Source organism: Rhizobium herbae (assembly GCF_019511375.1).
Lineage (GTDB): Bacteria > Pseudomonadota > Alphaproteobacteria > Rhizobiales > Rhizobiaceae > Pararhizobium > Pararhizobium herbae_A.
This window is the reverse complement of the sequence record NZ_JAEUAO010000008.1, coordinates 43,239-68,805: the sequence shown is the minus strand read 5'-3', so window position 1 is coordinate 68,805 and position 25,567 is coordinate 43,239. Positions and strand designations below refer to the sequence as shown.

At 61.5% G+C, this 25,567-nt stretch carries 21 protein-coding genes; 12 read left to right on the top strand and 9 right to left on the bottom strand.

The window, feature by feature from the left end:
• The first annotated feature begins 8 nt into the window (after positions 1-8).
• From JNB71_RS23870 to JNB71_RS23850, 5 genes are all read left to right on the top strand, one after another.
• Entirely contained in the window at positions 9-1,079 is a 1,071-nt protein-coding gene (locus JNB71_RS23870) for an ABC transporter ATP-binding protein (protein ID WP_220374258.1), read from the top strand.
• 4 nt (positions 1,080-1,083) lie between these two features.
• Positions 1,084-1,950 (top strand): carbohydrate ABC transporter permease, encoded by an 867-nt coding sequence (locus tag JNB71_RS23865; protein WP_220374257.1) that lies wholly within the window; start codon positions 1,084-1,086, stop codon positions 1,948-1,950.
• A 22-nt stretch (positions 1,951-1,972) separates the two neighbouring features.
• Positions 1,973-2,797 (top strand): carbohydrate ABC transporter permease, encoded by an 825-nt coding sequence (locus JNB71_RS23860; RefSeq protein WP_220374256.1) that lies wholly within the window; start codon positions 1,973-1,975, stop codon positions 2,795-2,797.
• Positions 2,798-2,810: 13 nt separating this feature from the next.
• A complete protein-coding gene (locus JNB71_RS23855; RefSeq protein WP_220374255.1) occupies positions 2,811-3,092 on the top strand; it encodes a DUF2160 domain-containing protein in 282 nt (93 codons plus the stop codon).
• Between the two features lie 74 nt (positions 3,093-3,166).
• On the top strand, positions 3,167-4,891 hold the full coding sequence (locus tag JNB71_RS23850) for an extracellular solute-binding protein (RefSeq protein ID WP_220374254.1): 1,725 nt from the start codon (positions 3,167-3,169) through the stop codon (positions 4,889-4,891).
• A gap of 383 nt (positions 4,892-5,274) precedes the next feature.
• Here the strand turns inward: JNB71_RS23850 and JNB71_RS23845 are convergent, their stop codons facing one another.
• The 4 genes from JNB71_RS23845 to JNB71_RS23830 all read right to left on the bottom strand — a co-directional run bounded on the left by JNB71_RS23845 (position 5,275) and on the right by JNB71_RS23830 (position 8,695).
• Complete coding sequence (locus JNB71_RS23845; protein ID WP_431029724.1) at positions 5,275-6,024, bottom strand: sugar transferase; 750 nt, start codon at positions 6,022-6,024, stop codon at positions 5,275-5,277.
• A 430-nt stretch (positions 6,025-6,454) separates the two neighbouring features.
• A complete protein-coding gene (locus tag JNB71_RS23840; protein WP_223215970.1) occupies positions 6,455-7,297 on the bottom strand; it encodes a DUF6030 family protein in 843 nt (280 codons plus the stop codon).
• Between the two features lie 66 nt (positions 7,298-7,363).
• The gene (locus tag JNB71_RS23835; protein WP_220374252.1) at positions 7,364-7,510 is read right to left on the bottom strand and encodes a hypothetical protein; all 147 of its coding nucleotides are present in this window, start codon (positions 7,508-7,510) and stop codon (positions 7,364-7,366) included.
• A 282-nt stretch (positions 7,511-7,792) separates the two neighbouring features.
• A complete protein-coding gene (locus JNB71_RS23830; protein ID WP_220374251.1) occupies positions 7,793-8,695 on the bottom strand; it encodes a LysR substrate-binding domain-containing protein in 903 nt (300 codons plus the stop codon).
• Positions 8,696-8,809: 114 nt separating this feature from the next.
• Here JNB71_RS23830 and JNB71_RS23825 point away from each other — a divergent pair, with 114 nt between their 5' ends.
• The 4 genes from JNB71_RS23825 (at position 8,810) to JNB71_RS23810 (ending at position 14,374) form a co-directional block, all read left to right on the top strand.
• Positions 8,810-9,952, top strand: coding sequence for an iron-containing alcohol dehydrogenase (locus JNB71_RS23825; protein ID WP_220374250.1), 1,143 nt, complete (start codon positions 8,810-8,812; stop codon positions 9,950-9,952).
• A 2-nt stretch (positions 9,953-9,954) separates the two neighbouring features.
• The gene (locus JNB71_RS23820) at positions 9,955-11,454 is read left to right on the top strand and encodes an aldehyde dehydrogenase (RefSeq protein ID WP_220374249.1); all 1,500 of its coding nucleotides are present in this window, start codon (positions 9,955-9,957) and stop codon (positions 11,452-11,454) included.
• 15 nt (positions 11,455-11,469) lie between these two features.
• Positions 11,470-12,591 carry a mandelate racemase/muconate lactonizing enzyme family protein gene (locus JNB71_RS23815; RefSeq protein WP_220374248.1) on the top strand — a complete coding sequence of 374 codons (1,122 nt, stop codon included), beginning with the start codon at positions 11,470-11,472 and terminating at the stop codon, positions 12,589-12,591.
• A 175-nt stretch (positions 12,592-12,766) separates the two neighbouring features.
• Entirely contained in the window at positions 12,767-14,374 is a 1,608-nt protein-coding gene (locus JNB71_RS23810) for a phosphoethanolamine transferase (protein ID WP_220374247.1), read from the top strand.
• 46 nt (positions 14,375-14,420) lie between these two features.
• Here JNB71_RS23810 and JNB71_RS23805 read toward each other — a convergent pair whose 3' ends face one another.
• The gene (locus JNB71_RS23805; RefSeq protein ID WP_220374246.1) at positions 14,421-15,218 is read right to left on the bottom strand and encodes an ion channel; all 798 of its coding nucleotides are present in this window, start codon (positions 15,216-15,218) and stop codon (positions 14,421-14,423) included.
• A 227-nt stretch (positions 15,219-15,445) separates the two neighbouring features.
• On the opposite strand from JNB71_RS23805, the gene mprF reads away from it, so the two are divergent.
• On the top strand, positions 15,446-18,049 hold the full coding sequence (gene mprF, locus JNB71_RS23800) for a bifunctional lysylphosphatidylglycerol flippase/synthetase MprF (RefSeq protein WP_220374245.1): 2,604 nt from the start codon (positions 15,446-15,448) through the stop codon (positions 18,047-18,049).
• The gene (locus tag JNB71_RS23795; RefSeq protein ID WP_220374244.1) at positions 18,046-19,425 is read left to right on the top strand and encodes a virulence factor family protein; all 1,380 of its coding nucleotides are present in this window, start codon (positions 18,046-18,048) and stop codon (positions 19,423-19,425) included. Before mprF ends, JNB71_RS23795 begins: the two co-directional genes overlap by 4 nt.
• A gap of 52 nt (positions 19,426-19,477) precedes the next feature.
• On the opposite strand, the gene JNB71_RS23790 is transcribed toward JNB71_RS23795, so the two are convergent.
• Entirely contained in the window at positions 19,478-19,873 is a 396-nt protein-coding gene (locus tag JNB71_RS23790; RefSeq protein ID WP_220374243.1) for a hypothetical protein, read from the bottom strand.
• Between the two features lie 266 nt (positions 19,874-20,139).
• Here JNB71_RS23790 and JNB71_RS23785 point away from each other — a divergent pair, with 266 nt between their 5' ends.
• Positions 20,140-22,458, top strand: coding sequence for a rhodanese-like domain-containing protein (locus tag JNB71_RS23785; protein WP_220374242.1), 2,319 nt, complete (start codon positions 20,140-20,142; stop codon positions 22,456-22,458).
• Between the two features lie 99 nt (positions 22,459-22,557).
• Here the strand turns inward: JNB71_RS23785 and JNB71_RS23780 are convergent, their stop codons facing one another.
• The 3 genes from JNB71_RS23780 to rocF all read right to left on the bottom strand — a co-directional run bounded on the left by JNB71_RS23780 (position 22,558) and on the right by rocF (position 25,465).
• Positions 22,558-23,037 carry a chemotaxis protein CheW gene (locus JNB71_RS23780; RefSeq protein WP_018328693.1) on the bottom strand — a complete coding sequence of 160 codons (480 nt, stop codon included), beginning with the start codon at positions 23,035-23,037 and terminating at the stop codon, positions 22,558-22,560.
• A 257-nt stretch (positions 23,038-23,294) separates the two neighbouring features.
• The gene (gene rocD / locus JNB71_RS23775; RefSeq protein WP_220374241.1) at positions 23,295-24,500 is read right to left on the bottom strand and encodes an ornithine--oxo-acid transaminase; all 1,206 of its coding nucleotides are present in this window, start codon (positions 24,498-24,500) and stop codon (positions 23,295-23,297) included.
• Between the two features lie 29 nt (positions 24,501-24,529).
• A complete protein-coding gene (gene rocF, locus JNB71_RS23770) occupies positions 24,530-25,465 on the bottom strand; it encodes an arginase (RefSeq protein WP_220374240.1) in 936 nt (311 codons plus the stop codon).
• Positions 25,466-25,567: the final 102 nt, after the last annotated feature.

Genomic DNA, 25,567 nt, shown 5'->3' with positions numbered 1-25,567 from the left:
AGGACACCATGGCACGCATCAATCTCGATCATATCCGCCACGCCTACGGCGCCAGCCCGAAATCGCCTTCGGACTATTCGCTGAAGGAAGTTCATCACGAATGGAACGACGGTGGTGCCTATGCGCTGCTCGGCCCGTCCGGCTGCGGCAAGACTACGCTGCTTAACATTATTTCCGGGCTGCTGCAGCCATCGGAAGGAAAGATCCTGTTCGACGGCCGGGATGTCACCTACCTGTCGACGCAGGACCGCAACATCGCGCAGGTGTTCCAGTTCCCGGTCATCTACGACACGATGACGGTCTACGACAACCTGGCCTTCCCGCTGCGCAATCGCCATGTTCCGGAAGGCGAGGTCGACCGACGCGTCAATGAAATCCTCGAAATGATCGGCCTTGCAGACCGGGCGAAGAAGAAGGCGCAGGGGCTGACCGCCGACCAGAAGCAGAAGATCTCGCTGGGTCGCGGCCTGGTGCGCTCCGATGTCAGCGCCATCCTGTTCGACGAACCGCTGACCGTCATTGATCCGCATATGAAATGGGTGCTGCGCTCGCAGTTGAAGCGGCTGCATAAGCAGTTTGGCTTCACCATGGTCTATGTCACCCACGACCAGACCGAAGCACTTACCTTCGCCGACAAGGTCGTCGTCATGTATGACGGCGAAATCGTCCAGATCGGCACGCCGGCCGAGCTTTTCGAGAAGCCGAAGCACACCTTCGTCGGCTATTTCATCGGCTCCCCGGGCATGAACGTGCTGCCGGCGAAGATCGACGGCTCATCCGTCGATCTCGACGGCCAGAAGGTCGCGTTGTCCTTTGCACCGAAGATCACCGCCGGCGCCAAGACGGAACTCGGCATCCGGCCGGAATTCGTCCGGCTCGGCCGCGAGGGCATGCCGGTGACGATTTCCAAGGTCGAGGATATCGGCCGCCAGAAGATCGTCCGTGCCTCCTTCTCAAACCGGCCGATAGCCATCGTCGTGCACGAGGACGGCGAGATACCGGCTGAACCGCGCGTCACCTTCGATCCCACTGCCATCAATATCTACGCCGATTCCTGGCGCGTCGGCGGGGAGGCCTGAGACGATGGAAAAGACCTGGAACAACAAGGCCTGGTTCATGGTCCTGCCGGTGCTGGTTTTGGTCGCCTTCTCGGCGGTCATCCCGCTGATGACGGTGGTCAACTACTCGGTTCAGGATACTTTCGGCAACAACGAGTTCTTCTGGGCGGGCACCGACTGGTTTACCGACGTGCTCGAATCCGACCGCTTCTGGGATGCGCTCATCCGCAACCTGATCTTCTCGGGCATCATCCTGACGATCGAGATCCCGCTCGGTATCCTGATTGCCCTCAACATGCCGAAGAAGGGTCTGGGCGTGCCGGTCTGCCTCGTGTTGATGGCGCTGCCGCTGCTCATTCCGTGGAACGTCGTGGGCACCATCTGGCAAGTGTTCGGACGCGTCGACATCGGTCTGCTCGGCTATGCGCTGGCAGCACTCGGCATCAACTACAACTACGTCAACAACGTCTTCGACGCCTGGGTGACGCTGATCGTCATGGACATCTGGCACTGGACGAGCCTCGTCGTGCTCTTGTGCTATGCCGGCCTCGTCTCGATCCCGGATGCCTATTACCAGGCGGCCAAGATCGACGGTGCGTCGCGCTGGTCGGTGTTCCGCTACATCCAGCTGCCGAAGATGAAGCGCGTTCTTTTGATCGCCTTCCTGCTGCGCTTCATGGATAGTTTCATGATCTACACCGAGCCCTTCGTCGTCACCGGCGGCGGTCCAGGCAACGCCACGACCTTCCTGTCGATCGACCTCGTCAAGATGGCCGTCGGCCAGTTCGACCTAGGTCCGGCAGCAGCACTCTCGATCATCTATTTCCTGATCATCCTGTTGCTCTCATGGATCTTCTACACCGTGATGACCACCAGCGATGCGCAGAAGTAATGGCCGCAGGGAGGAAAGACAAATGACAACCGCTACCCAGATATCCGGTCGCAACCTCTCCTGGATCGTGCCGACCCTCTACATCCTGTTCCTGCTCCTGCCGATCTACTGGCTCGTCAACATGAGCTTCAAGACGAACACCGAGATCACCGGCACCTTCTCGCTCTACCCGCATGCGCCGACGCTTCGGAACTATGCCGTGATCTTCACCGATCCGTCGTGGTACAACGGCTATATCAACTCGATCATCTATGTGGTCCTCAACACGATCATCTCGGTGTCGGTGGCGCTACCGGCGGCCTATGCCTTCTCGCGCTACCGCTTCCTCGGCGACAAGCACCTGTTCTTCTGGCTGCTCACCAACCGCATGGCGCCGCCGGCAGTTTTTGCGCTGCCGTTCTTCCAGCTCTACTCCGCCTTCGGCCTGATCGACACGCATATTGCCGTGGCGCTCGCGCACTGCCTGTTCAACGTGCCGCTGGCGGTGTGGATTCTCGAAGGCTTCATGTCCGGCGTGCCGAAGGAGATCGATGAAACCGCCTATATCGACGGCTATTCCTTCCCGCGTTTCTTCCTGCGGATCTACATACCGCTGATCGCGAGTGGAATCGGGGTCGCCGCCTTCTTCTGCTTCATGTTCTCCTGGGTCGAGCTCTTGATCGCCCGTACCCTGACGACAACCAACGCCAAGCCGATCGCCGCCATCATGACGCGCACGGTCTCGGCCTCCGGCATGGACTGGGGCGTGCTTGCCGCCGCTGGCGTGCTCACCATCATTCCGGGCGCGATCGTCATCTATTTCGTCAGAAACTATATCGCCAAGGGCTTTGCCCTGGGCCGCGTGTAAGGAGGAAAGACCCATGGACTTTTCATGGATGGCATGGACGCTGCCGACGGCGCTCTTCTTCCTGACGATCCTCGCCTTGCTGGTCTGCATGGCGGTCTGGGAATACGTCTCGCCAGGCGGCAATCCGCGCATCGGCATCCTGCGCTTCGAAACGACGCGTGGTGACCGGCTGTTCGTCTCGCTGCTCGGTGCAGCGTTCATTCATCTCGCATGGCTGGGGCTCATCGGCCCCAACGTGTGGTGGGCTCTTGCGCTTTCCATCGTGTACGCCGTCGGCGTCTTCAAGCTGGTCTGACGCAAGATTACTGAAACGGATTGCCGGGGAGGCAGTCCGAAACTGCAATCGCAAACCTTTAAGGGAGGACTACAATGCGACGGCACCTTCTAACAACGACAGCGGCTATGCTGCTGGCCTTCACCGGAACCGCTTTTGCGGGCATGGACGAGGCAAAGCAATTCCTGGACAAGGAAATCGGCGACCTCTCGTCGCTCGATCGCGCGGCCCAAGAAGCGGAAATGCAATGGTTCGTCGATGCGGCGAAGCCCTTTGCCGGCATGGACATCAAGGTGGTTTCCGAAACCATCACTACGCATGAATACGAATCCAAGGTTCTGGCTCCGGCCTTCACCGCGATCACCGGCATCAAGATCACCCACGACCTGATCGGCGAAGGCGACGTGATCGAGAAGCTGCAGACGCAGATGCAGTCGGGCGAAAACATCTACGACGCCTATGTCAACGACAGCGACCTCATCGGTACGCACTGGCGCTACCAGCAGGCGCGCAGCCTGACGGACTTCATGGCGAATGAGGGCAAGGACGTCACAAATCCCGGTCTCGACCTCGCCGACTTCATCGGCACGTCCTTCACCACCGCGCCTGACGGCAAGCTCTACCAGTTGCCGGACCAGCAGTTCGCGAACCTCTACTGGTTCCGCTACGATTGGTTCAACGACGAGAAGAACAAGGCGGATTTCAAGGCGAAGTATGGCTACGACCTCGGCGTGCCGGTCAACTGGTCGGCCTATGAGGACATCGCCGAGTTCTTCACCGGCCGCGAGATCGACGGCAAGAAGGTCTATGGCCACATGGACTACGGCAAGAAGGACCCGTCGCTCGGCTGGCGCTTCACCGACGCCTGGCTGTCAATGGCTGGCAACGGCGACAAGGGCATCCCGAACGGCAAGCCGGTCGACGAATGGGGCATCAAGGTCGATGAGAATTCCCGTCCAGTCGGTTCATGCGTCGCCCGCGGCGGCGATACCAACGGCCCGGCTGCGGTCTATTCGATCGAAAAATACCTGCAATGGCTGAAGGCCTATGCGCCGGCCGCTGCGCAGGGCATGACCTTCTCCGAATCGGGTCCGGTTCCCTCGCAGGGCGAAGTCGCCCAGCAGATGTTCACCTATACGGCCTTTACCGCCGATTTCGTGAAGCCGGGCCTGCCGGTCGTCAATGAAGACGGCACGCCGAAGTGGCGCTTCGCTCCGAGCCCGCATGGCGTGTACTGGAAGGATGGCATGAAACTCGGCTACCAGGACGTGGGTTCCTGGACGCTGCTGAAGTCCACGCCGGATGACCGCGCCAAGGCCGCATGGCTCTATGCGCAGTTCGTCACTTCCAAGACCGTGGACGTCAAGAAGAGCCATGTCGGCCTGACGCTCATCCGCGAGTCCTCGATCCGCCACCAATCCTTCACGGATCGTGCGCCGAAGCTCGGCGGTCTGATCGAGTTCTACCGTTCGCCCGCCCGCGTTCAGTGGTCGCCGACCGGCACCAACATCCCGGACTATCCGAAGCTGGCCCAGCTGTGGTGGCAGGCGATCGGCGATGCATCCTCGGGTGCGAAGTCGCCCCAGGAAGCCATGGATTCGCTGTGCGCCGAACAGGAAAAGGTTCTGCAGCGCCTCGAACGCGCCGGCATCCAGGGTGAAATGGGTCCGAAGCTCGCCGAGGAGCACGACCTCGAATACTGGAACGCGGAAGCCGTCAAGGCCGGCAACCTTGCACCGCAGCTGAAGATCGAGAACGAAAAAGAAAAGCCGCAGACCGTCAACTACGACGAACTGGTCAAGAGCTGGCAGTCGAACTAAGCGCGCCGGCTTTTCTCCACGACATGGCCGCCCGGGCTCTCCCCGGGCGGTTCGCGTTCAGGGAGAGGCTATTCTCCCGGAGGCATGATCACCAGCGCTCGCAGGCTTGAGGGCAACGGATGATTGCAGGCGGTCACAGGGTGTCAAGCTCAGTCAGATCAAACTGACAATGGGGGAGGGAATGACGATCTCGCCCGCAGCCAATGGTGCGGCGGCGCTGCAGTGCCGCGCGTCAAATATGACGCGCAAAGGACGCTCCAGACACGATGAAAATACCGCTCCGCCTTCTATCGTTTCCGCAATTACGCGTAAGGGCGATAACAAAAAACCGCCAGCTGGCGCCGGCGGCTTTGCATTGGGACCGTCAAGAGGCGTTGCGGACCTCAGAAGCCGGTGCCGCCCTTCAGCTCGTTGATCACCGTGCGCACGATGATCTTCATGTCCAGGAGCAGCGAGAAATGCCGGACATATTCCACGTCGCAAACGATCCGGCGGATCGCCACCCAGCGATGTGCGGTGGGGCCGCGCAGCCCGCGGGCCTGTGCAAGACCCGTGAGGCCTGGCCGCATCAGGTGCCGGTACTCGTAGCCCTGCACCAGTTCGTCATAGTTGCGGCCGGCAGCCAGCATGTCGGGCACGTGCGGACGTGGTCCGACCAACGACATGTCGCCGATCAATACGTTCCACAATTGCGGCAATTCATCGAGGTTGGTCCTGCGCAGAAAACGCCCGACCGAGGTGATGCGGGGATCGTTGTCGATTGTCTGCCGCATGCCGCTGACGTCGCAGAGAGCGGTATACATGGAGCGGAATTTCAGGATTTCGAACGGCACTTCGTTGAGACCCGTTCGCAACTGCTTGAAGAAAACCGGCCCCTTGCTTTCCAGCTTGATCAGGACGGCAATCAGAAGAAAAACCGGTGAAAGAACAAGAATACCGAAGAGTGCGCCGCCGATATCGATCACGCGCTTGATTGCAAGTTGGACAGGCATGTTCGGCGCACTGGCCGGATTGATGTAAAAATTGTTATCGTCCGGGCGCCGTTCCTTGGTTTGAGCAGCAAACAGCCCGGAAGTATTCCGGCTAAGCAGGCTATCCTCCACGCCGATAGCAGTTGATTGTTGCAACAACATTTTTTCTGTCATGGCTTTAAATAACTCCTGTCATTTATTGGCAGGCCGCGCTGGCCACCGCGAAGCGGCCGTCACTGAAATCAGGTTTCCGGCAAAACGCCGGTCGTATTTCAAAAAGCAATAAGGCTTCCTGCCTTGCGGCAAGGTTCTTCTCGTAGGCGCCTGTGGAGTGTTGCCGTCCCTTGAGAGTATTTTTGCAAAGGTATTTTTTGTTTTTAATTGTTTATTAAATATGATTGTCTTTGACAAGTCTCCGAATGCGCGTTGTTGTTGCGCGTGGTTAATTCGCAACGCCCCAAAATGGTTCATTTTTGGGGTCGTTGCGGTGTCGGTTCAACGTCTTGCTGCGGTGCGGCATATTTAATGCGCTGCCGTTGTTGCCAACCGTCAACAGGGCGCCAGTTGAAATTTCCAAACAGGTGAGATCCGCTTACGGCGCCGTCTTTTCCGGGGCCGTCAATGTCAGCCCATCAGCGCTTTCACCCGCCATCATGCCATCGATCATCGGCAGGCCGTCGCTGCCGCTCAGCAGGAACCATTTGGTCCGGTCGAAGAAAATGTCGCCGGGTGTGCTTTGGCCGCGCTTTCTGATCTGGTTGGCAAGAAAATTGTAGCGCGGCGTTTCGCCGAACTCGCGCTTGAACTGGATCCGGCTGCCGAAGTTGCGGATGTCGAAGTCTTCGAGCGCGTGGATCTTGCGGATGATCTCGCCGGGGTTCTCCCAGCGCACCTGGTTCAGGAAGATGGTAGCCGCCTTGCCGGCGAGGTCGGCAACCTCGACGGCATCGGCGGCGTCTTCGATGTTCAGCTTGACGCGGAAAGATGTGACGCGGTTTTCGCCGTCGCCCTTGATAAGGATGAAGATCGAGGACTGTGTCATACTGTCGGCTCTTGGCGGAAGATCGACGGACGACGAGCATTCCCAATTGTCCTTGTTGCCGCTGCTGATCGTCCAGCCGAGATCGCCGAAGCCGCCGGCCTTCAGGCGTTCGCACAGGCTGCGCGGGTCGCTCTGGATCAGGCGGATGAACTGCTGTTGCGGCGCCTTGAGATCGCTGAAGGCGTAGACCGGCAGAACCATGCGCGCCGGCGGCAGGCGGACGCTCTTGCTGCGGATAACCTTCACCTGTTTCGGCGCCGGCTCGTCCGTTGCCAGAAGATCGGGATGGCCGAGATAGGCGAGCAGGTGGCGGAGGTTGCGCTGGCCGTTGGCCAGCAGCACGGTCGCCAGGATGCCGGCAAAGATCAGGCCGACAGCAACGAGAAAGAACATCTTTCCAGATCTGCTCTTCTGCTCCTCCTGCATGCCGAAACCCGAACTCCGCGGTTTCACCAGGCGTCACGCCCGATCGCCGGTGCCTTCGATCCGTGCCAGATCATCCTGGCGTGCGTGGCGGGCGAGATTGTGGACGTTCGTCAGCCCGTCTGCCGGTTTCTGCAGGCCGAGATGATCACGTGAAGGAGGAGCCATGGCCAGAGCAGGCACAAAAACAATCCGAGAACACGCATCGCATCCCAGGCGCCGCCGGCGGCCTCACCCTCGCGATACGTATTGTCGATAAAAAACAGACATATCAAGGTGTAAAATGAAAGCAGCAGATTTGACCATGGCATTGGCGGGGCCGCAAGTTCAGAGGATGGAGGCGAGAGGCTCAACGTGGTTCCCGGCTGCAGAGGGCAAGACCATCGCATGATTCGGTTGCATCGGACAAATGAGTGCCCGGTGTCTTGCCAGATAGGCAGAGGTGGCTATGCCGCTCGGTGCCGGTCAACCCTTAGAGCCCGTCAGGAATACATGCAGCCGCCGCGCCTCCGGCGTGACCGTCCTGTCTTTCGGAAGGCCGAGATAATAGCCGTAGCCGGTGGAAAGACACTCCGAGCCGACCGTTACGAGCCTGCCATCGGCCAGCTGCTCTTCGATCAAACCGAGGCTGCCAAGCGCAATACCGTCTCCCCGGAGCGCGGCATCGATCGCCATGATATAGGTGGAAAAGGAAAACCGCGGGTTCTGCAGCTTCATCCGAAGCGGCGGAGAAACGCGGCTGAACCACTGTCGGAAGGAAATCCAGTGCGCGTTGAAGCGTTCGTAGTCGATGAGATCCAGCGACGCGATCTGCTCGATGGTGAGGGTTGCGGCATTAAGGCCACGGCTGTGGAGATAATCCGGCGACGCAACGGGCATCAGCCGCTCCGGCATCATTAATGTCAGTTCCCAGCGCGGATGTTCGCCGGTCGAATAAAGGATCACGAGATCATTGGTTTCGGCGGCGAGATCCGACGACGTGTCCGAGGTCAGCAGCCTGAGCGAGATCGACGGGTTCTCCTTGCCGAAATCGCGCAGGCGGCCGCCGAGCCAGAGATGCGACACCGAGCCGCTCGCCGCTATGGCGATCGTCCCGCCTTTAACGGAACGGAAGGGGTCGAGGCTCTCTTCAAGATAGTCCAGCGCGGCGCGAACGCGCTGGAACAGGCGCGCGCCCTGCGGCGTCAGGTCCAGGTTCTTGCCGCGCCGCGTGAACAGTTGCGCACCGAGATGATCCTCCAGACCCTTGATGCGGCGACTGACGGCGGCCTGGGTGATGTTGAGTTCGCGCCCCGCCTTGGAAAAATTCATCTGCCGGCAGGCAGCGTCGAACACCCGGAACGCTTCCAGCGGAATATGGTCCAGCATCCCGTCTCCATGATTTCAGATTATCAAAATGGCCGAAAAATGCCTGTGTTTGAAAATATCAGATTGTGATGCAGGCTGGAAGCAGCATCAAACATGCATTGCAGGATCACCACCGTGGCTTTTTCCACTTCATTCGTTCCCGAAATCCGTTTCGGCGAAAATATTCACGAAACGATCGGCGCCGCTGCCTCGTCGTTTGGTGCGAAAACCGCCGCCATCGTCATCGACGGCTTCCTTGCTCAATCGGGGCTTGCCGGTCGCATCGCAACCCAGTTGCAGGCCGAAGGCATCGCGGCGCATGTCTTCTGCGATTTCGCGGGCGAACCGAAGATCGCACATGTGCGGCGTGCGACCGAAGCCGTCGCGGGCGCGGATGTCGTAATCGGCATCGGCGGCGGCTCGGCGCTGGACATTGCCAAGATCGCCGCCTGTTGTGCTGCCTCCGGCGAGGATGCGATGCATTATGCGCTCGCCGTCAATCCGCTGCCCAAGAACCCTTTGAAGAAGATCATGGTGCCGACGACGGCAGGCACCGGATCGGAAACGTCTGCGACCAACATCTTCGCCGGGCCAGCGGGCAAGAAGCTCTGGGTCTGGGGGGCCGAGAGCAAGGCTGATCTCGTGCTGCTTGACCCGGTGCTGACCGCGACGCTGCCCGCCAATCTCACGGCCTGGTGCGGCATGGACGCATTCATCCATGCTTTCGAGGCAGCCACCAACCGCAACACCCACGCCGGTGGCAAAATCTATGCGCATGAAGCCCTGCGCCTTATCACCGGGGCGCTGGAAACAGCCGTCAACGAACCGGCCAATCTGGACGCGCGCGGCAAGGTGTTGCTCGGCTCGTGCTATGCCGGGATTGCCATCGACAATTGCGGCACCGCAATCGCCCACACGATCAGCCACGCGCTGGCGGGCCTGGCTCCTGTCCACCATGGACTTGCCACCGCACTCGGCTTCGAGGCGACGCTTGCCTGGCTGGTCGAGGCCGATACCGCCGATCTCAATGCGGCTGCCAAAGCCTGCGGTCTTGCCAAGGCGGCGGATCTTCCGGCTTTCGTCTCCGGCCTGATGGACCGCTGCGGCATCGTCCGCGCCCTGCCGAATGCGTTCGAAGCGCTGGATGCGGCTGCGCTCGCCGCCGAGATGAAGGCGCCGGAAAACCAGCCGATGCGCCGCTCGACCATCCGCGAAATCAGCGACGAGGACATCGCCCGTTTCGCAGCCATCATCATGTCCCTTCCGAAGGCCGCCTGACCATGACCAAGGATTATACTCGCGACTATTGGGAAGACATGCTCTCGGCCCTGAAGCCGGAAGGCCGCCATTTCATCGATGGCGAACTGTCGCCGTCCTCGTCCGGTGAGACCTTCACCCGGAAGCGTCCGATGGACGGCAAGCCCGGCCCCAGGCTTGCACGGGGCAATGCCGCCGATATCGACCGCGCAGTGGCGGCGGCCCGCGCATCCTTCGAAAGCGGAATCTGGCGGAAGAAGGATCCGCTTGAAAAGAAGAGGATCATGCTGAACTGGGCCCAGGCGATTCGCGACCATGGCGACGAACTGGCGCTGCTCGAAACGCTGGATGTCGGCAAGCCGGTCATGGCCTCGCTGAAAGTCGACGTTCGCCTCTGCGCCGACGGCATCCAGTTCTACGGCGAGACGATCGACAAGCTCTACGACGAGGTCGCACCGACCCCGCCGGGCGAGCGCGCCATCGTACGCAAGGTGCCGATCGGCGTCATCGGCGCCATCACGCCCTGGAACTACCCGATGATCATCGACGCCTGGAAGCTCGGCCCGGCGATCGCCGCCGGCAACTCCGTCGTGCTCAAGCCGGCGGAACAGTCTTCGCTGTCGGCCATCCGTCTCGCCCAACTCGGCTTCGAGGCGGGTCTTCCGGCGGGTGTGCTGAACGTCGTCACCGGTTACGGCGAGGAAACCGGCAAGCCGCTGGCGCTGCACATGGATGTCGACATGATCGCCTTTACCGGCTCGACCGAGGTCGGAAAGCTGATCATGGGTTATGCCGCGCAATCCAACGTCAAGCGCGTGGCGCTCGAGCTTGGCGGCAAGTCGCCGCTCGTCGTGTTTGCCGATGCCGATCTCGATGCGGCGGCGACCGCCGTCGCCTGGGGCTGTTTCTACAATTCCGGAGAGACCTGCCATGCCTCGACAAGGCTGATTGTCGAGCGCTCGGTGCAGGAGGCGCTGATCGCCAAAATCGAAGCCGTCACCAGGAGCGACATCACGCTCGCCCACCCCTTCGAGCCGTCGGCGCAGATCGGCGCGCTGATCGAGGAAGAGCACATGAACAAAGTGCTCTCGATGATCGCGGTCGGCGAGAAGGAAGGTGCGCGGCGTGCCTTCGGCGGCGAGCGGACGCTGTCGGAAACCGGCGGCTATTATGTCTCCCCCGGCGTCTTCGTCGATGTGACCAACGACATGCGCCTTGCCCGTCAGGAAATTTTTGGACCCGTTCTCGCGGCAATCCCCTTCGACACAGAGGACGAAGCCTTGAGGATCGCCAACGACACGATCTACGGTCTGGCGGGAGCCGTCTTCACCACGGACATGAACCGCGTCCATCGCTTCTCCGAGGCGATCCATGCCGGCACCGTCTGGATCAACACTTACGACATGTCGAATTTCGCCACGCCCTTCGGCGGCTTCAAGCAGTCCGGTTTCGGCCGCGACCGCTCGGTGCATGCGATCGACAAATATTGCGACTACAAGACCATCTGGCAGCATTTCGGCTGAGGCGAGGAGAGCCGCATGAGCAAGATCAACTCCATCGAGATCACCCATCACCGGCTGCCGCTCCACCCGGCCTTCAAGGCGAGTTGGGACGGCCGTCCGCGGCAACATTTCGACGTGACGATCGTTCGCGTCCGTGATGATGAGGGCCGCGAGGGGATCGGCTCCGGCGACCTGATGAAGGGCTTCGAGGGGCACGAGGACCTGTTCATCGGTGCGGATCCGCGTCATCTGGAGCGGCATTACGAGGTGCTGTCGCATATTTCTTTCCACTACGGCCGCTGCTGGCCGATGGACCTGGCGCTCTGGGACCTGTCCGGCAAGATCACGCAGGAACCGGTCTGGCGCATGCTCGGCGGCCGGGCCGACAAGGTCCGGCTCTATGCCTCCTCCGGGGTCCTGCGCGAGCCCTCGGCCATGGCCGATCAGGCCGAGCGCTATATCGAGGAAGGTTTCCCGGCGATGAAGGTGCGCTTTTCCTCATCGGCCGGCGGCCGCGGCAGCTGGAAGGCCGATGTGAAGGCGCTCGAAGCCATCCGCGCGCGCGTTGGCGACCGGTTGGAACTGATGGTCGATTGTAACCAGGGCTGGCGCATGCCGTGGGACACGACGCTGGCCTGGACCTTCAAGGATGCGCTGGCTGTGGCGAAAGAGCTGGAAAGGCTGACAGTCTACTGGATGGAAGAACCGCTGTTTCGCGCCGACCGCGAAGGGATGCGCCGCCTCTCCGACGCGACCAGCGTGCGCATTGCCGGCGGCGAGATGACCCGGGAACTCTATGAGTTCCGCGACATCATCGAGGCCCGCGCCTTCGATGTCATCCAGCCGGATGTGGCACTCACCGGTGGCATCACCGGCTGCCGCCGTCTCGCTTACCAGGCCCGCGAGGCCGGCGTGATGTTCACGCCGCACTCCTGGACCAATGGCGTCGGGGTGCTCGCCAACGCCCACCTCACCGCCGGCGTGGGCGACGCGCCGTTCCTCGAATATCCCTACGACAATCCCGAATGGAGCGAGGAGCGCCGCGACTACGCAATGCTCTCGCCACTGACGCACAAGGATGGCTGGCTGGAACTGGGCGAAACGCCCGGGCTGGGCGTGGTGCTCGACGAGGAGCGGCTGCGGGCCACGAGGGTATAAGGAGCGTCAGGCGGTCATCTTCGCGGCGAAGAGGTCACCGGGCAAGGACTTTGCCGGCGTTCAGCTTAATGTCAGCCGCGCAGCACAGAAGGAACGGATCGTTGTCCTTCCTTTGTTGCTGGAGTAAAGCTTGAACCGTCTCTTTCCCAGGCGCCCCACCTTGGGGAGCATACCGTTGAGCCTGTTTGTGGGCGTTTACATCCTGGTCGCCCTCAATCTCACCTTCTGGAACGATGCCTTACACGTTTTCGGTGGGCTGCACGACGCATTCTACATGTTCGCCGCTGCGATCATGTTCCTGGTGTTCGCCGGCATGATCGTCTTTTCGGCGAAGTATCTTATCAAGCCGTTTCTCGTCTTCCTCATCATCGCAGGCTCGATCGCGTCCTACTATACGGATTTTTTCGGCGTGGTGATCGACAAGGAGATGATCCGGAATGCCGTGGTCACAACACCTGAAGAAGCGAGCCATCTCATCACGGCAACCTTCATCATGCATGTCATTCTGTACGGTGTTCTGCCGTCGGCGCTGGTCTTGGCGACGCGGGTCAAACATCGACCCTTGCTCAGCAAGGTCTTCGTCAATCTTGCCGCCGTCGTCGTCTGTCTGTCTCTTTGTGCCGGGCTTGCCTTTGCCAACTACTCGGGTCTCTCTTCCAACATTCGCGAACACCGGGACATGATGGCGAAACTGACGCCGTTTGCGCCGATTACGTCGGCCATCGCCCTTGTAGTCAGCGCCTATCGCGAGATCGGGCTGGTTCGCGCTCCTCTGGGGACTGACGCCAAAATCGGCCGGGTGATTGCCAAGGCGCAAAAACCCGTCGTCACCATTATCGTTGCAGGCGAGACGGCGCGCGCCATGAATTTTTCCCTTAACGGCTACCAGCGCGACACCAATCCTGAACTGGAGGCCCGTGGCGTGACGAATTTCACGCAGACGACGAGTTGCGGGACGGCAACGGCCGTGTCGCTGCCGTGCATGTTTTCGGTCTATGGCAAGAGGAACTATTCGGACAGGAAAGCGCGCTCGACCGATACATTGATGGATGTGTTGCGTCGCGCCGGGCTGGATGCCTACTGGTGGGATAACAATACCGGCAGCAAGGGCGTTGCCGACCTGATCAGCTTTGCGAGCGTCACGAAGCAGAAGAACAGTCCCTATTGCAAGCAAGGCGAATGTCTGGACGATATCTTTCTTGGCAAGCTCGACAGCAAGCTCGCGGGCATCACCAGGAATACCGTCATCGTTCTGCATCAGCTCGGCAGCCACGGCCCGGCCTACTTCATGCGCTATCCGGAGGAATTCCGACGGTTCGTGCCGGATTGCCGCACGCCGCAACTATCAGAGTGCAGCCGCGAGGAGATCGTCAACGCTTACGACAATACGATCCTCTACACCGACCACAACCTCGCCGCAGTCATCGATCTTCTGAAGAAGCATCAGGGCCGCGTCGATGGAGCGATGATTTACATGTCGGACCACGGCGAGTCCCTGGGTGAAAATGGATTGTTCCTGCACGGCGCTCCCTACATGTTCGCGCCGGCCGAACAGACGCATGTGCCTTTCATCGCATGGTTTTCGGATGGCTATGCCGAGCTGACGAAACTCGACAGATACTGTCTCGACAGGTACGCCGGCGCCGCCACCTCGCACGACAACCTGTTTCATACGGTGCTTGGAATGATGAATGTCGAGACCAAGGTCTACAATCCGGAACTCGACGTCTTTGCTGCCTGCCGATCGGCAGCTACGGACAGTCAGCTTCGGGTTGGCTCATGACGGGCACAGGGATAGACAGGGTCTTTGGGCGCTGAGCGAGGGAACCTCAACTCCCCTCGTCGGGAATATTCAGCACATGCCCGCAGGCCTTGCAGTGCACGGCATCGGCATCGTGGCGCTGCAGACCGCATTGCGGGCAGGGGAAGACGACCTTGTGCGGCCGCACGATCGCCTGGGCGAGGCGCACGAAGAGCGAGATGCCGAAGATCATCGTCACGATCGACGTGAGCTTGCCGAGCGTCCCGGGCAAGGTGATATCGCCGAACCCCGTCGTCGTGATCGTCGCGACGGTGAAATAGAGCGCGTCCACAAATCCTTCCACCCCCGCCTGATGGTAGAAAAATACCGTGTAGACGAAGCCTGTAACGAGGAAGAGGAACGTGAGGAAGTTGATGCAAGCTCGGATGACTTCTTCCCACTCGCCATAACCGGCCCGCTTGATCAAAAGCGCGAAAACCTTGCTTTGTCCGAGCGACCAGATGCGGAAGGCACGCAGGAAGGCGAAGTTCGAGAATGTCGCCGGAAAGAGCAGCGTCGCGAGGATCGCGGTATCGACCCAGGTCATCGGCCGTGTCAGCCAGCGCCTCAGATTCGGTGCGATCAATGCGCGCGCGCCGAGTTCGAACGCGATCACCACGGCGATTGCATAGTCGACGATTAGATAGATCCGCCCGCTGCCAAAATAGGGGCCGGCCAAAAAGAACGCGATGATGGCGACATCGATGATCGCCATGGTGATTTGGAAACGGACCGCCTTGCGGCTCGTCCCGAGATAAAGCGATCGCAGCCGCTCGCGAACTGCGTCCATTTTTCTTTCATCCGATGGGTCCTGCCGTTCGGCCATACAAGCGAGATAGATCGCAACGGAGGCGGGTCAATGATCGCGGGTGGCGCGTTACCGCGACGCCTGCGCCCTCGGAAAGGCAGGAATGACGTAAACTCAAGCGCCGTTTCCGCACCTGTCGCCTGCGATTCCGCTTCCGACCAGATTACAGGAAGTTCACTTTTTTGCAGTGCGAAGCGGATGTATATCCTCTCCAGTGCCATGGTTCCCGGCGATAGGGTGTTTGCATGACAGATATATCCGATCGAACCGACGCGCGCGAAGAGATCGCGGTCTCCCTGTTTCAACGTCTGCGCCGCAACAGATGGCTTACCAAAGGCGGCGCTACTGCCATCATCCTCATCATCATCGGCTTTGCCATCGTCCGGCTGACGAGCGAAGTCCGCTATGACGATGTCGTGGCGGCGCTGCGGGCAACGTCCGGGCCATCGATCGTCTCCGCCATCCTCTTTACGGCGCTGAGCTTCGCCGCTCTGACGCTCTATGACGTCGGCGCGCTTTTTTATGTGAAGCGCAAGCTGCCCTATGTGGACGTGGCCTTGACGGCGTTTGCCGCCTATGCCGTCGGAAACACCGCCGGTTTCGGGCCTCTGAGCGGCGGCGCCATTCGCTATCGCGCCTATTCGCGTCTCGGTCTGAAGCCTGAAGAAATCGCCGGCGTGATCGCCTTCGTCACGCTTGCCTTCGGGCTGGGTCTTGCCAGCATTGCCTCATTCAGCCTTCTGGCCATCGCGCCGGAAATTGCGCCGCTGGTCGGGCTTGATCCGTTCTGGCTGAGGCTGATTGCCGCGGTAGCTCTGGCCGGGCTTGGCGGCCTGATGGTCGCCGGCCGGGATGGCCGCGTCCTGGAACTCGGTCGCTTTGCGCTTCGATTTCCCGACTCCCGCACTGCGTCGCGGCAGCTTCTTGTCTCCGTGCTCGACATAGCCGCCTCCGCGACGGTGCTCTACGTGCTGCTGCCGGACGGGATCATGGGCTGGCCGGCTTTCCTTGCGGTCTACGCGGTTGCCGTCGGGCTCGGCGTGCTCAGCCATGTTCCGGCGGGCCTCGGCGTTTTCGAGACCGTCATCATCGCGGCTCTGGGGCGGACGGCGGATATCGACGCCGTGCTCGGCGCCTTGATGCTCTACCGGCTGATCTATCATGTGCTGCCGCTTCTTCTGGCGGTCATTTTCGTCATCGGCGCGGAGGTGCGCAGCCTGTCCCGGCGTCCCGTCGCCTCCAGCCTCGGCCGAATTGCCGGACGACTGACGCCCATACTCCTTGCCACCCTGGCGCTGGTGCTGGCCGCCATGTTGGTCTTTTCCAGCGTCACGCCGACGCCGGACGAAAACCTCGCCCTTTTGTCGAGCTACGTTCCGCTTCCCCTCCTGGAGGGCGCGCATTTCCTCGCAAGCCTGCTCGGGCTGGCGCTGGTGGTCGTTGCGCGCGGCCTCGCGCGGCGGCTCGACGGCGCATGGTGGGCGGCGCTGGTGATCGCCTCGGTAGCCCTGCTCTTTTCGCTCATAAAGGCGGTGGCACTGGTCGAGGCCGGCCTTCTCGCCTTCTTCGTCCTCAGTCTGCTCGCCACCCGCCGCATCTTCGACCGGCCGGCAACCTTCACCGGCGAGCCGCTCACCGCATCCTGGCTTTCGGCGATGCTGGCGCTCTGCCTCTTCGCCGTCACCATGCTTCTGTTCGTCTATCGCGACGTCGAATACAGTCACGATCTGTGGTGGCAGTTCGAGCTTTCGGGCGAAGCCCCGCGCGGCCTTCGCGCCGTGCTCGGCTTGACGATCTTCTGCGGCACCGTGGCGTTGTGGAGCCTTTTGCGTCCAGCAAGGGCGCCAGCGGATATCTCGTCGGAGGAAGCGCTTGAAAAGGCGGTCGCCATAGCCGCCAAACAGGACATGTCAGACGCCAACCTTGTGCGGATGAGGGACAAGAGTCTGATGTTTTCGCCGGACGGGCGGGCGTTCATCATGTACGGGCGGCAGGCCCGCTCCTGGATCGCGCTTTTCGATCCGATCGGCCCGCAGGACGCCTGGCCGGAACTGATCTGGCAATTCGTCGAGGCGGCACGATCCTGCGGCTGCCGGCCGGTCTTCTACCAGGTTTCGCCCGCCGGCCTTTCCTACTATGCCGATGCCGGCCTACGCGCGTTACGGCTAGGCGAACTGGCGATGGTGGATCTGAGGACATTTGAGCTCAAGGGTGGCAAATGGGCCGGCCTGCGCCAGGCGGTGAGCCGCGGGCAAAGAGACGGGCTGGAGTTCGAGATGGTGGATCCCGACGGGGTGCCTGCCATCATGGACGAGCTCTCCGCGGTGTCCGACAGTTGGCTTGCGCATCATCGGGCCAAGGAAAAAGGCTTCTCGCTGGGCGCTTTCGATGCGGACTACATTGCCGGCCAGCCGGTTGGAGTTCTGAGGGTGAATGGACGAATCGTCGCCTTCGCCAACGTCCTCGTCACCGACACGCTCGCGGAAGGATCGGTGGATCTGATGCGGTTTTCGCCGGATGCGCCCCGGGGGGCGATGGATTTCCTGTTCGTGTCGCTGATGGAATTCCTGCGCGACAAGGGGTTCAAGACGTTCAATCTCGGCATGGCGCCCCTGGCTGGGCTTTCGGCGCGGCGGTCATCGCCCGTCTGGGACAAGGTCGGGCGAACCGTCTTCGAGCACGGCGAGCGCTTCTACAATTTCAAGGGGCTGAAGGCCTTCAAGTCGAAGTTCCATCCGCACTGGCAGCCCCGCTACATGGCGGCAGGCGGCGGCATCAGTCCTGTCCTTGCCCTGATGGATGCGACGTTCCTCATCGGCGGCGGCGTAAGGGGGGTCGTGAAGAAATGATCGGGAAAATCGTGATCCTTACGGCGCTGGGTGCTTGCCTGTTTCTTTCTGCGGCAGGCGCGCGAGCGCAGAATGCATCAGGCTTCGATACGGGCATGATTCCCGCCCCGCATATCCAGATGCCGGACGGGAACCTTTCCGCGGCGGTCTTTTTGATCTCCGACAAGACCGGCTGGTCGACGAAGGAAGATGCGCTGGCAAAGACGCTGACGGGAGAGGGAGCGCTGGTGATCGGCATCGATCTGCCGGCCTATCTGGCATCGCTTGCAAAAGACGATGGTGACTGCGTCTACATGGTGTCCGACATCGAGGCGCTGAGCCAGGAGGTCCAGCGGGCGGCCAGGAACGACAATTATCGGCTGCCGATGGTTGCTGGCGTCGGCGCCGGCGGCGCGCTTGCCCTTGCGATCGCCGCGCAGACGCCGGCGGCGACGATCGGGCAGACGCTGGCCATCGACCCGGAGGCCGGCATCGCGTTGACCAAGCAGCTGTGCACCCCGGCGACCAAGCAAAGGATGGGCGACCGGATGATCTACGGCCTGACCGACGGGCCGCTGCCCGATCCGGTCACCGTGCTGTTCACCGGTGCGGCGCCTGCGGACGGCCGGGCGCACGTCGCCAGTCTGACCGCCAGCCACAGCGACATTCGGGTCACCGAAACAAACGAAGACAGCTGGGCGGCGCTGTCGGATACGCTGTCTTCGCTCATTTCGGTCGCAGCAGATGACGACAACCCGCTCGGCCTGCCGCTGACGGTGCTCGATGCCAAGCCAAGCCGCGATACGATGGCGATCGTCTATTCCGGCGATGGCGGCTGGCGCGATATCGACAAGGAGGTCGGCGACGTGCTGCAGCAGCAGGGGGTTCCGGTGGTCGGGATCGATTCGCTGCGTTATTTCTGGTCCGAACGCCAGCCGCAGGAAACCGCGGACGACCTCCATCGCATCATCGCGTTCTACGCCAAGCGCTGGAACGTTAGACATGTCCTGCTGGTCGGCTATTCCTTCGGGGCGGATATTTTGCCGAGGACCTACAATCTGCTGCCGCAGGCGGACCGCGAGCGGGTGGCCCAGATCTCGCTAATGGCGGTGTCGCACCAGGTCGACTACAAGATTTCCGTCCTCGGCTGGCTTGGCGCGACCGGATCGGAGGGCTCTGGAGATCCGGCGGACGACATCGCGAAAATCAATCCTGCGCTTGTTCAATGCATATACGGGACCGACGATGAAGACGATCTCTGCCCGACGCTGGCCAGCACCGGGGTGGAGGTTCTGCCGATCGACGGGGGGCACCATTTCGACGAGGACTATCCGGCACTGGTGAAGCGCATTCTGGGCGGATTCGATCGCCGGCTGATTGCAAGGTCGGGGCCGTAGGGCAGAGCCGAATAGGTGAGCCGGCCTGTCGCCGCGGGTGTCGGGATTTGGCTCACTTCTGGCCCGTTCTCCCGCCCGGAATGCTGCTCACGGTCGCCGACACCGGGTCGCTTGCCGGGAACGTGTCTTCCAACCCCTCGTCGAGTTCTTCCTCCAGGGTGGCCGCGTCATGGGTCGCCCGAGCGCTTCTCAAGGATTGGACGGCCGGCGATATTTCACCCGAGGCGGTCGCCGGCTGCGCGCTGTCGCCATCCCCTATATCGGCAGCCTGCTCGAACGTCGCCACCTGCAGCATCATCGCCCTGGCTTTGTCGACCGCGTTCTGCCGGTTGAGGGTCGCGCCTTCGTCCTTATGCATCTGAACGGAGATGACATCGCCGCCCTCGCCGACGAATTCGACGATCATGATGCCGGGCTGCTGATGAACCTGTGTGCCGATCACTTGCATGGAAATCCCTCCTTGACGCCTTGTCGAATGATAACCGTCTGGACGGCGGCTTTGTTCCGCAAGCCCGGTCCGCCGGGCGCTGTTCGAAGCGCGAGGAGGAGCGTTGTCCGTCGCGGCCGCGATCGCAACCTTATCCGAGTCATTTCTGCTCGTCGTCGCGGGGAAAGGGGAGTAAGATAGCAACTGCTTATACGCGATGAAAAATCCCAATCGGCGAAGGACCCAGGAACAGGCTGTCAGCATGCCGTGTTCGAGGAGGCTGTGCCATGGCGACAGATCATGCGGAGCGGCGTCTCGTTGCAATTCTCGCCGCCGATATCGTCGGCTACTCGCGGCTCGTCGAGGCCGACGAGGAGAATACGCTTGCCGCGATCAAGGCCTTGCGATGCGACGTGATCGATCCGCTGTTGAACGAGTATCATGGACGCGTCGTCAAACTGATGGGCGACGGTATCATCGTCGAATTCAGCTCGGTCGTCGATGCGGTTGCCTGCGCCGTTGCGGTTCAGAAGGGGGTTATCGAGCATCAGGCCGATGTTGCGCCGGACCGGCGCATCCTCTTTCGCATGGGGATTAATCTCGGCGATGTCGTCGTCGAGGGCGACGACCTGCTGGGGGACGGCATCAACGTCGCATCCCGCCTCGAACAGCTTTGCGAGCCGGGCGGATTGTTCGTCTCCGGCACGGCCTATGATCAGTTGCAGGGAAAGCTGGGCCTGCCGCTCGAGTTCATCGGCGAACAGCGTGTGAAAAACATATCGAGACCGGTGCGCACCTATCGTGTGCAGTTCGATGGTTCGGCGCGAAGCCGGCGCCACGCCTCCCGTCGCAGGGGGGCGTGGGGATTTGTTGCCGCCGCGCTTCTGTTGCTTCTCGTGGTTACCTCGGCCGTCTGGCTTCGTCCGTGGGTGACGAGCGCCGGAACCGCGGCAGCGGATCACCAGGTCCTTGCCCTGCCGGACAAGCCGTCGATAGCGGTGATGCCGTTCGACAATCTCAGCTCCGATCCCGAGCAGGTCTATTTCGCCGATGGGATGACGGAGGACCTCATCACGGATCTTTCCAAACTGTCGGGCATCTTCGTGACCTCGCGCAACTCCACCTTCGCCTACAAGGGCAAGCAAGCGACGCTGCGGCAGGTCGCCGAAGACCTCGGCGTGCGCTATGTGCTTGAGGGCAGCGTGCGGCGGCAGGGCGACCAGGTGCGCATCAACGCCCAGCTCATCGATGCACGCGGCGATCATCATCTCTGGGCCGACCGCTACGACGGCCCCATGGGCGATATTTTCGCCCTGCAGGACAAGGTCATCGGCGAGATCGTCGCGGCGCTCACCGTCGAGCTGACCTCCGCGGAAAAGGCCGCCGCCGCGCAGGTGGAGACGCGCAGTCCGGAGGCCTATGACCTCGTTTTGAAGGCATTGGATCACCTTAACCGAGGCAGCGAAGCGGAGACGCTGCTGGCGGTGCCGCTTCTGAAAAGGGCGATCGGGCTCGATACGGACTACAGCCGCGCTTACGCGGCGCTCGCCATGGCGGATTGGCGGATAGCATCCTCAAACTGGGAATCGGCCAATCTCGGCTTCGAGAAGGCGATGGAGCGCATGAAGGAGAATCTCGCACTTGCCATGCGCAAACCCAACGCGCTCGCCTATGCAATCTCCGCAGAAGTGATGGCCAAACAAGGCCACTACGACGAGGCCTTTGCCGAGATCAACCGGGCGATGCAGCTTGCCCCGAACGATCCCGAAAATCACGTCAGCAGGGCGCGCATTCTCAACGCTACCGGACGTGCACCCGAGGCAGAACAGGAGGCGCGCCTCGCCATGCGGCTCGATCCGCAATATCCGCCGAGCTACCTGCGTATTCTCGCCTTGTCGCTGTTCCACCAGCAGAAATACGAGGAGGCGCTGAAGAACCTTCAGGTCGTCGTCTCCCGGCAGTCGGATATCGCCGAAGATTATGCGACGATCGTCGCTTGTCTCGGCCATCTCGGCAAGACCGATGGGGTGAAGGCCAGTATCGACAAATTCGACGCGCTCAACGTTCCCGCCGGCTATTTCCCGCTGACGGTGCAGGAGATGGGATGGTGGTGGTACGGCGATGTGTTCGACTACGACCGGACCTACCGTGACCGGCTGCAAGAGGGCCTGCGCAAGGCCGGCGTCCAGCCGGGCGCCGGCATTGATATTCCCTATGACACCTATGCCGGATTTATCAGCAAGACGAACGGCGAATACAACGTCCGCGGCACGACCAAGATCGATGCTCCCACTGCCAAGCGGCTGCTCGATCGCGGCGTCAAATTGATCGATGTGCGCAGCCCCCTGAGCTTTGCCCGTTCCCATGCCGCCGGCGCCATCAACATTCCTGTCGTCACCGTCCTTTCGAGAGAGACGTTGGCGAAGGTTGCGCGCAAGGACGAGGAGATCATCTTCTCCTGCCACGGCAAATATTGCGGAGATTCGGCCTACTCGTCCGCAAAGGCGCTGGTGTGGGGATACACGAATGTCTACCATTTCGCCGGTGGCTTCCCGGCCTGGGAGGACGCCCACTATCCGATTGCCAGCGGGGAGGCGACCAATTGAGAGCCAGCGGTGGCGTCTGCGGCCATGTCTCTACCGGCTCGCCCGACTGAAACGAAAAGAGCGGCCGCCGGCCGCTCTCGTCCATTCGATTTGATCCGGTCAGGCGGCCATGTCGTCCATCTCGCGTTCCTTGAACATGCGGGCGAGATTGAGGAAGCAGATCATGCCGGTCTCGTTGGCGATGATGCCTTCGGCATAGCTCTTGTCGAAGGAGGTGGTGATTTCCGGAACCGGCTGCACCTGGTTGCCCTGGACCGTCAGGATGTCGGAGACGCGGTCGACGACGAGGCCGATGACCATATTGTGCACTTCAGCGACGACGATGGCGCTGCGCTCGTTGGCAACCGTCGACTTCATGCCGAGCTTATGGGCGAGGTCGATGATCGGGATGACCGTGCCGCGCAGGTTCATGACGCCCAGCACGTCGGCCGGTGAATGCGGGATCGGCGTGGAGGGCGCCCAGCCGCGGATTTCGCGGATCGTCGTGGTCTTCACGCAGAACTCCTGATCGTGAAGCCGGAAGGCGATGATCTCCAGTGTTTCGCCGTCGAAACCTGTCATTTTCAGTGCATTCGTCATCTGCGGTTCCTTCCCGTTGTGTGGCGCCCGGCCATAACAAACCTCGGCTGCATGCTGCTGGCATCATGATCGCGCCTGCGCTTACCGCCTCGGATAAATTGTCTGGAGTGCCGGCTACATCCGGTCAGGGGCGATGCGTCATGCACGGCAAAGAGCCGTTCGCGCCTGCGAAGAACCTTATATCACAAATCGTTAAGAGATGCTTTTGCGCGTGCCAGGAAAGCGCACCGGCCGGTTGCGGCCGGTGCGCTGGCCAATCAAGCCGAGGCGAGAACGCCGGCGAACTGCTCGACCGCCCAGTCGACCTGGTCCGGCGTGATGACCAGCGGCGGCGCGATGCGGATCGTGTCGCCGTGGGTGTCCTTGGCGAGGATGCCGCGCTGCTTGAGCGCTTCGCAGTATTTGCGCGCGCCACCGGCCTCCGGCACGAGCTCGACGGCGAGCATCAGGCCGCGGCCGCGAACTTCCTTGATAATATTGGAGCGGATGTCCTTCAGCCCCGTCTGGAAGCGGTCGCCCATACGGGCGGAGTTTTCGATCATGCCTTCCTCGGTCAGCGCCTTCAGCGCGGCACGGGCGATGGCACAGGCAAGCGGGTTGCCGCCGAAGGTCGAGCCATGTTGGCCGGGTTTCAGGACGCCGAGCACTTCCGAATTGGAAAGCACCGCCGAAACGGGATAGAAGCCGCCGGAGAGCGCCTTGCCGATCAAGGTCACGTCGGCCTCGATGCCCTCGTGTTCTTCGGCAAGCAGCCTGCCGGTGCGCCCAAGCCCGGTCTGGATTTCGTCGAGGATCAGCGTCACGCCATGCCTCGAGCAGAGCGCGCGGACCTCGGGGAAATAGCCGCGTGGCGGGATGATGACGCCGGCTTCGCCCTGGATCGGCTCGATCAGGAAGGCGACGGTGTTTTCGTTGATGGCGGCGCGGAAGGCGTCGATGTCGCCGAACGGCACCGTGACGAAGCCGGGTGCGAACGGGCCGAAACCGGTGCGTGCGTCCGGATCGGTGGAGAAGCCGACGATGCCCATGGTGCGGCCGTGGAAGTTGTTGGAGCAGACGATGATCTCGGCCTTGTTGTCCGCAACACCCTTGACCTCGTAACCCCATTTGCGCACCGCCTTGATGGCGGTCTCGACCGCTTCGGCACCGGAGTTCATCGGCAGGATCTTATGGCTGCCGGTGAGCGCCGCCAGCTCTTCGTAGAGATGCGCCAGCTGGTCGTTGCGGAAGGCACGCGAGGTCAGCGTCAGCTTCCGCGCCTGCTCGATCATTGCCGCCAGGATCTTCGGGTGGCAATGACCCTGGTTGACTGCGGAATAGGCCGACAGGCAGTCGAGATAGCGGTTGCCGTCGAGGTCCCACACATAGACGCCTTCGCCGCGCGACAGGATGACGTCGAGCGGCTTGTAGTTATGCGCGCCGAGCCGGTATTCGGTTTCGATCAGTGCGTTCGTCGTGTTCATGGGGTCTCCGGTGGCTCGGGTTGGTGGGCTCAGGCGCTGCGGGTCGGGCGGTCGAGAATGCGGCGGCCGAACAGGCTTGCGGTCAGTTCGACGAGGATGCGGGCGCTTTTTCCCCGATCGTCAAGGAAGGGGTTAAGCTCGACGAGATCGAGCGACGAGACGAGGCCGCTGTCGCAGAGCATTTCCATGATCAGGTGCGCTTCGCGGAAGGTCGCGCCGCCGGGCACCGTGGTGCCGACGCCGGGCGCCAGTTCGGGATCAAGGAAATCGACGTCGAGGCTGACATGCAGCATGCCGTTCGCGGCCTTAATCGTCGCGATGATCTCGTGCATGATATGCGCCATGCCGGTCTCGTCGATGGCGCGCATGTCGTAGACATTGACGCCGTGCTCGGCGATTTCCTCGCGCTCGCGGTCATCGACGGAACGGATGCCGACCTGGAAGACGTGTCTCGGATCGACCAGCGGGCGATCCCTGTCGAGGATCGGCGCAAATTCGGCCTCGCCGCAGAAGAAGGCGACCGGCATGCCATGCATGTTGCCGGACGGCGAGGTTGCCGGCGAATTGAAGTCGGCATGGGCATCGAGCCACAGCACGAAGAGTGGGCGGCCCTGTTCCCTGGCATGGCGCGCCATGCCCGAAACCGAGCCCATCGACAGGGCATGGTCGCCCCCGAGGATCAGCGGAAACTTGCCGGCACGCGCCGCGTCATGCACCGATTCATCCAGCGCGCGGGTGACGGCGGCGACGATCTGCAGGTTGTTGGCACCGGGATGATTGGCAAGGTCACGGGCCGGCAGCGGCTTCAGGTCGCCTTCGTCGGTAACGCTGTGGCCGAGTCCGGCGAGGATGGTGTCGATGCCGGCGATGCGCAGCGCTGCCGGGCCCATGGCACAACCACGGCGGCCGGAGCCTTCCTCGAGTGGGGCGCCGATCAGCGCGATGGATTTCTTGGATTCAGCCATGGTTTCCCCGCAGGTTTGCGTGATGCCGGTGATTCTTCGTTTTTCCGGTTGTGCGCGATTATGACCGGTTGAGATGTTGGCAAATAGATTGAAAACTGACAG

What these genes read in the sequence shown, in the direction of transcription:
- JNB71_RS23870 (WP_220374258.1), top strand. Translation starts at nt 9, where the DNA reads ATGGCACGCATCAATCTCGATCATATCCGCCACGCCTACGGCGCCAGC.
- JNB71_RS23795 (WP_220374244.1), top strand. Translation starts at nt 18,046, where the DNA reads ATGATCGGGAAAATCGTGATCCTTACGGCGCTGGGTGCTTGCCTGTTT.
- JNB71_RS23830 (WP_220374251.1), bottom strand. Translation starts at nt 8,695, where the DNA reads ATGCTGGACCATATTCCGCTGGAAGCGTTCCGGGTGTTCGACGCTGCC.
- JNB71_RS23820 (WP_220374249.1), top strand. Translation starts at nt 9,955, where the DNA reads ATGACCAAGGATTATACTCGCGACTATTGGGAAGACATGCTCTCGGCC.
- JNB71_RS23845 (WP_431029724.1), bottom strand. Translation starts at nt 6,024, where the DNA reads ATGTTGTTGCAACAATCAACTGCTATCGGCGTGGAGGATAGCCTGCTT.
- JNB71_RS23805 (WP_220374246.1), bottom strand. Translation starts at nt 15,218, where the DNA reads ATGGCCGAACGGCAGGACCCATCGGATGAAAGAAAAATGGACGCAGTT.
- JNB71_RS23815 (WP_220374248.1), top strand. Translation starts at nt 11,470, where the DNA reads ATGAGCAAGATCAACTCCATCGAGATCACCCATCACCGGCTGCCGCTC.
- JNB71_RS23850 (WP_220374254.1), top strand. Translation starts at nt 3,167, where the DNA reads ATGCGACGGCACCTTCTAACAACGACAGCGGCTATGCTGCTGGCCTTC.
- JNB71_RS23780 (WP_018328693.1), bottom strand. Translation starts at nt 23,037, where the DNA reads ATGACGAATGCACTGAAAATGACAGGTTTCGACGGCGAAACACTGGAG.
- JNB71_RS23865 (WP_220374257.1), top strand. Translation starts at nt 1,084, where the DNA reads ATGGAAAAGACCTGGAACAACAAGGCCTGGTTCATGGTCCTGCCGGTG.
- JNB71_RS23790 (WP_220374243.1), bottom strand. Translation starts at nt 19,873, where the DNA reads ATGCAAGTGATCGGCACACAGGTTCATCAGCAGCCCGGCATCATGATC.
- JNB71_RS23840 (WP_223215970.1), bottom strand. Translation starts at nt 7,297, where the DNA reads ATGTTCTTTCTCGTTGCTGTCGGCCTGATCTTTGCCGGCATCCTGGCG.
- JNB71_RS23855 (WP_220374255.1), top strand. Translation starts at nt 2,811, where the DNA reads ATGGACTTTTCATGGATGGCATGGACGCTGCCGACGGCGCTCTTCTTC.
- JNB71_RS23860 (WP_220374256.1), top strand. Translation starts at nt 1,973, where the DNA reads ATGACAACCGCTACCCAGATATCCGGTCGCAACCTCTCCTGGATCGTG.
- rocF (WP_220374240.1), bottom strand. Translation starts at nt 25,465, where the DNA reads ATGGCTGAATCCAAGAAATCCATCGCGCTGATCGGCGCCCCACTCGAG.
- JNB71_RS23785 (WP_220374242.1), top strand. Translation starts at nt 20,140, where the DNA reads ATGGCGACAGATCATGCGGAGCGGCGTCTCGTTGCAATTCTCGCCGCC.
- mprF (WP_220374245.1), top strand. Translation starts at nt 15,446, where the DNA reads ATGACAGATATATCCGATCGAACCGACGCGCGCGAAGAGATCGCGGTC.
- rocD (WP_220374241.1), bottom strand. Translation starts at nt 24,500, where the DNA reads ATGAACACGACGAACGCACTGATCGAAACCGAATACCGGCTCGGCGCG.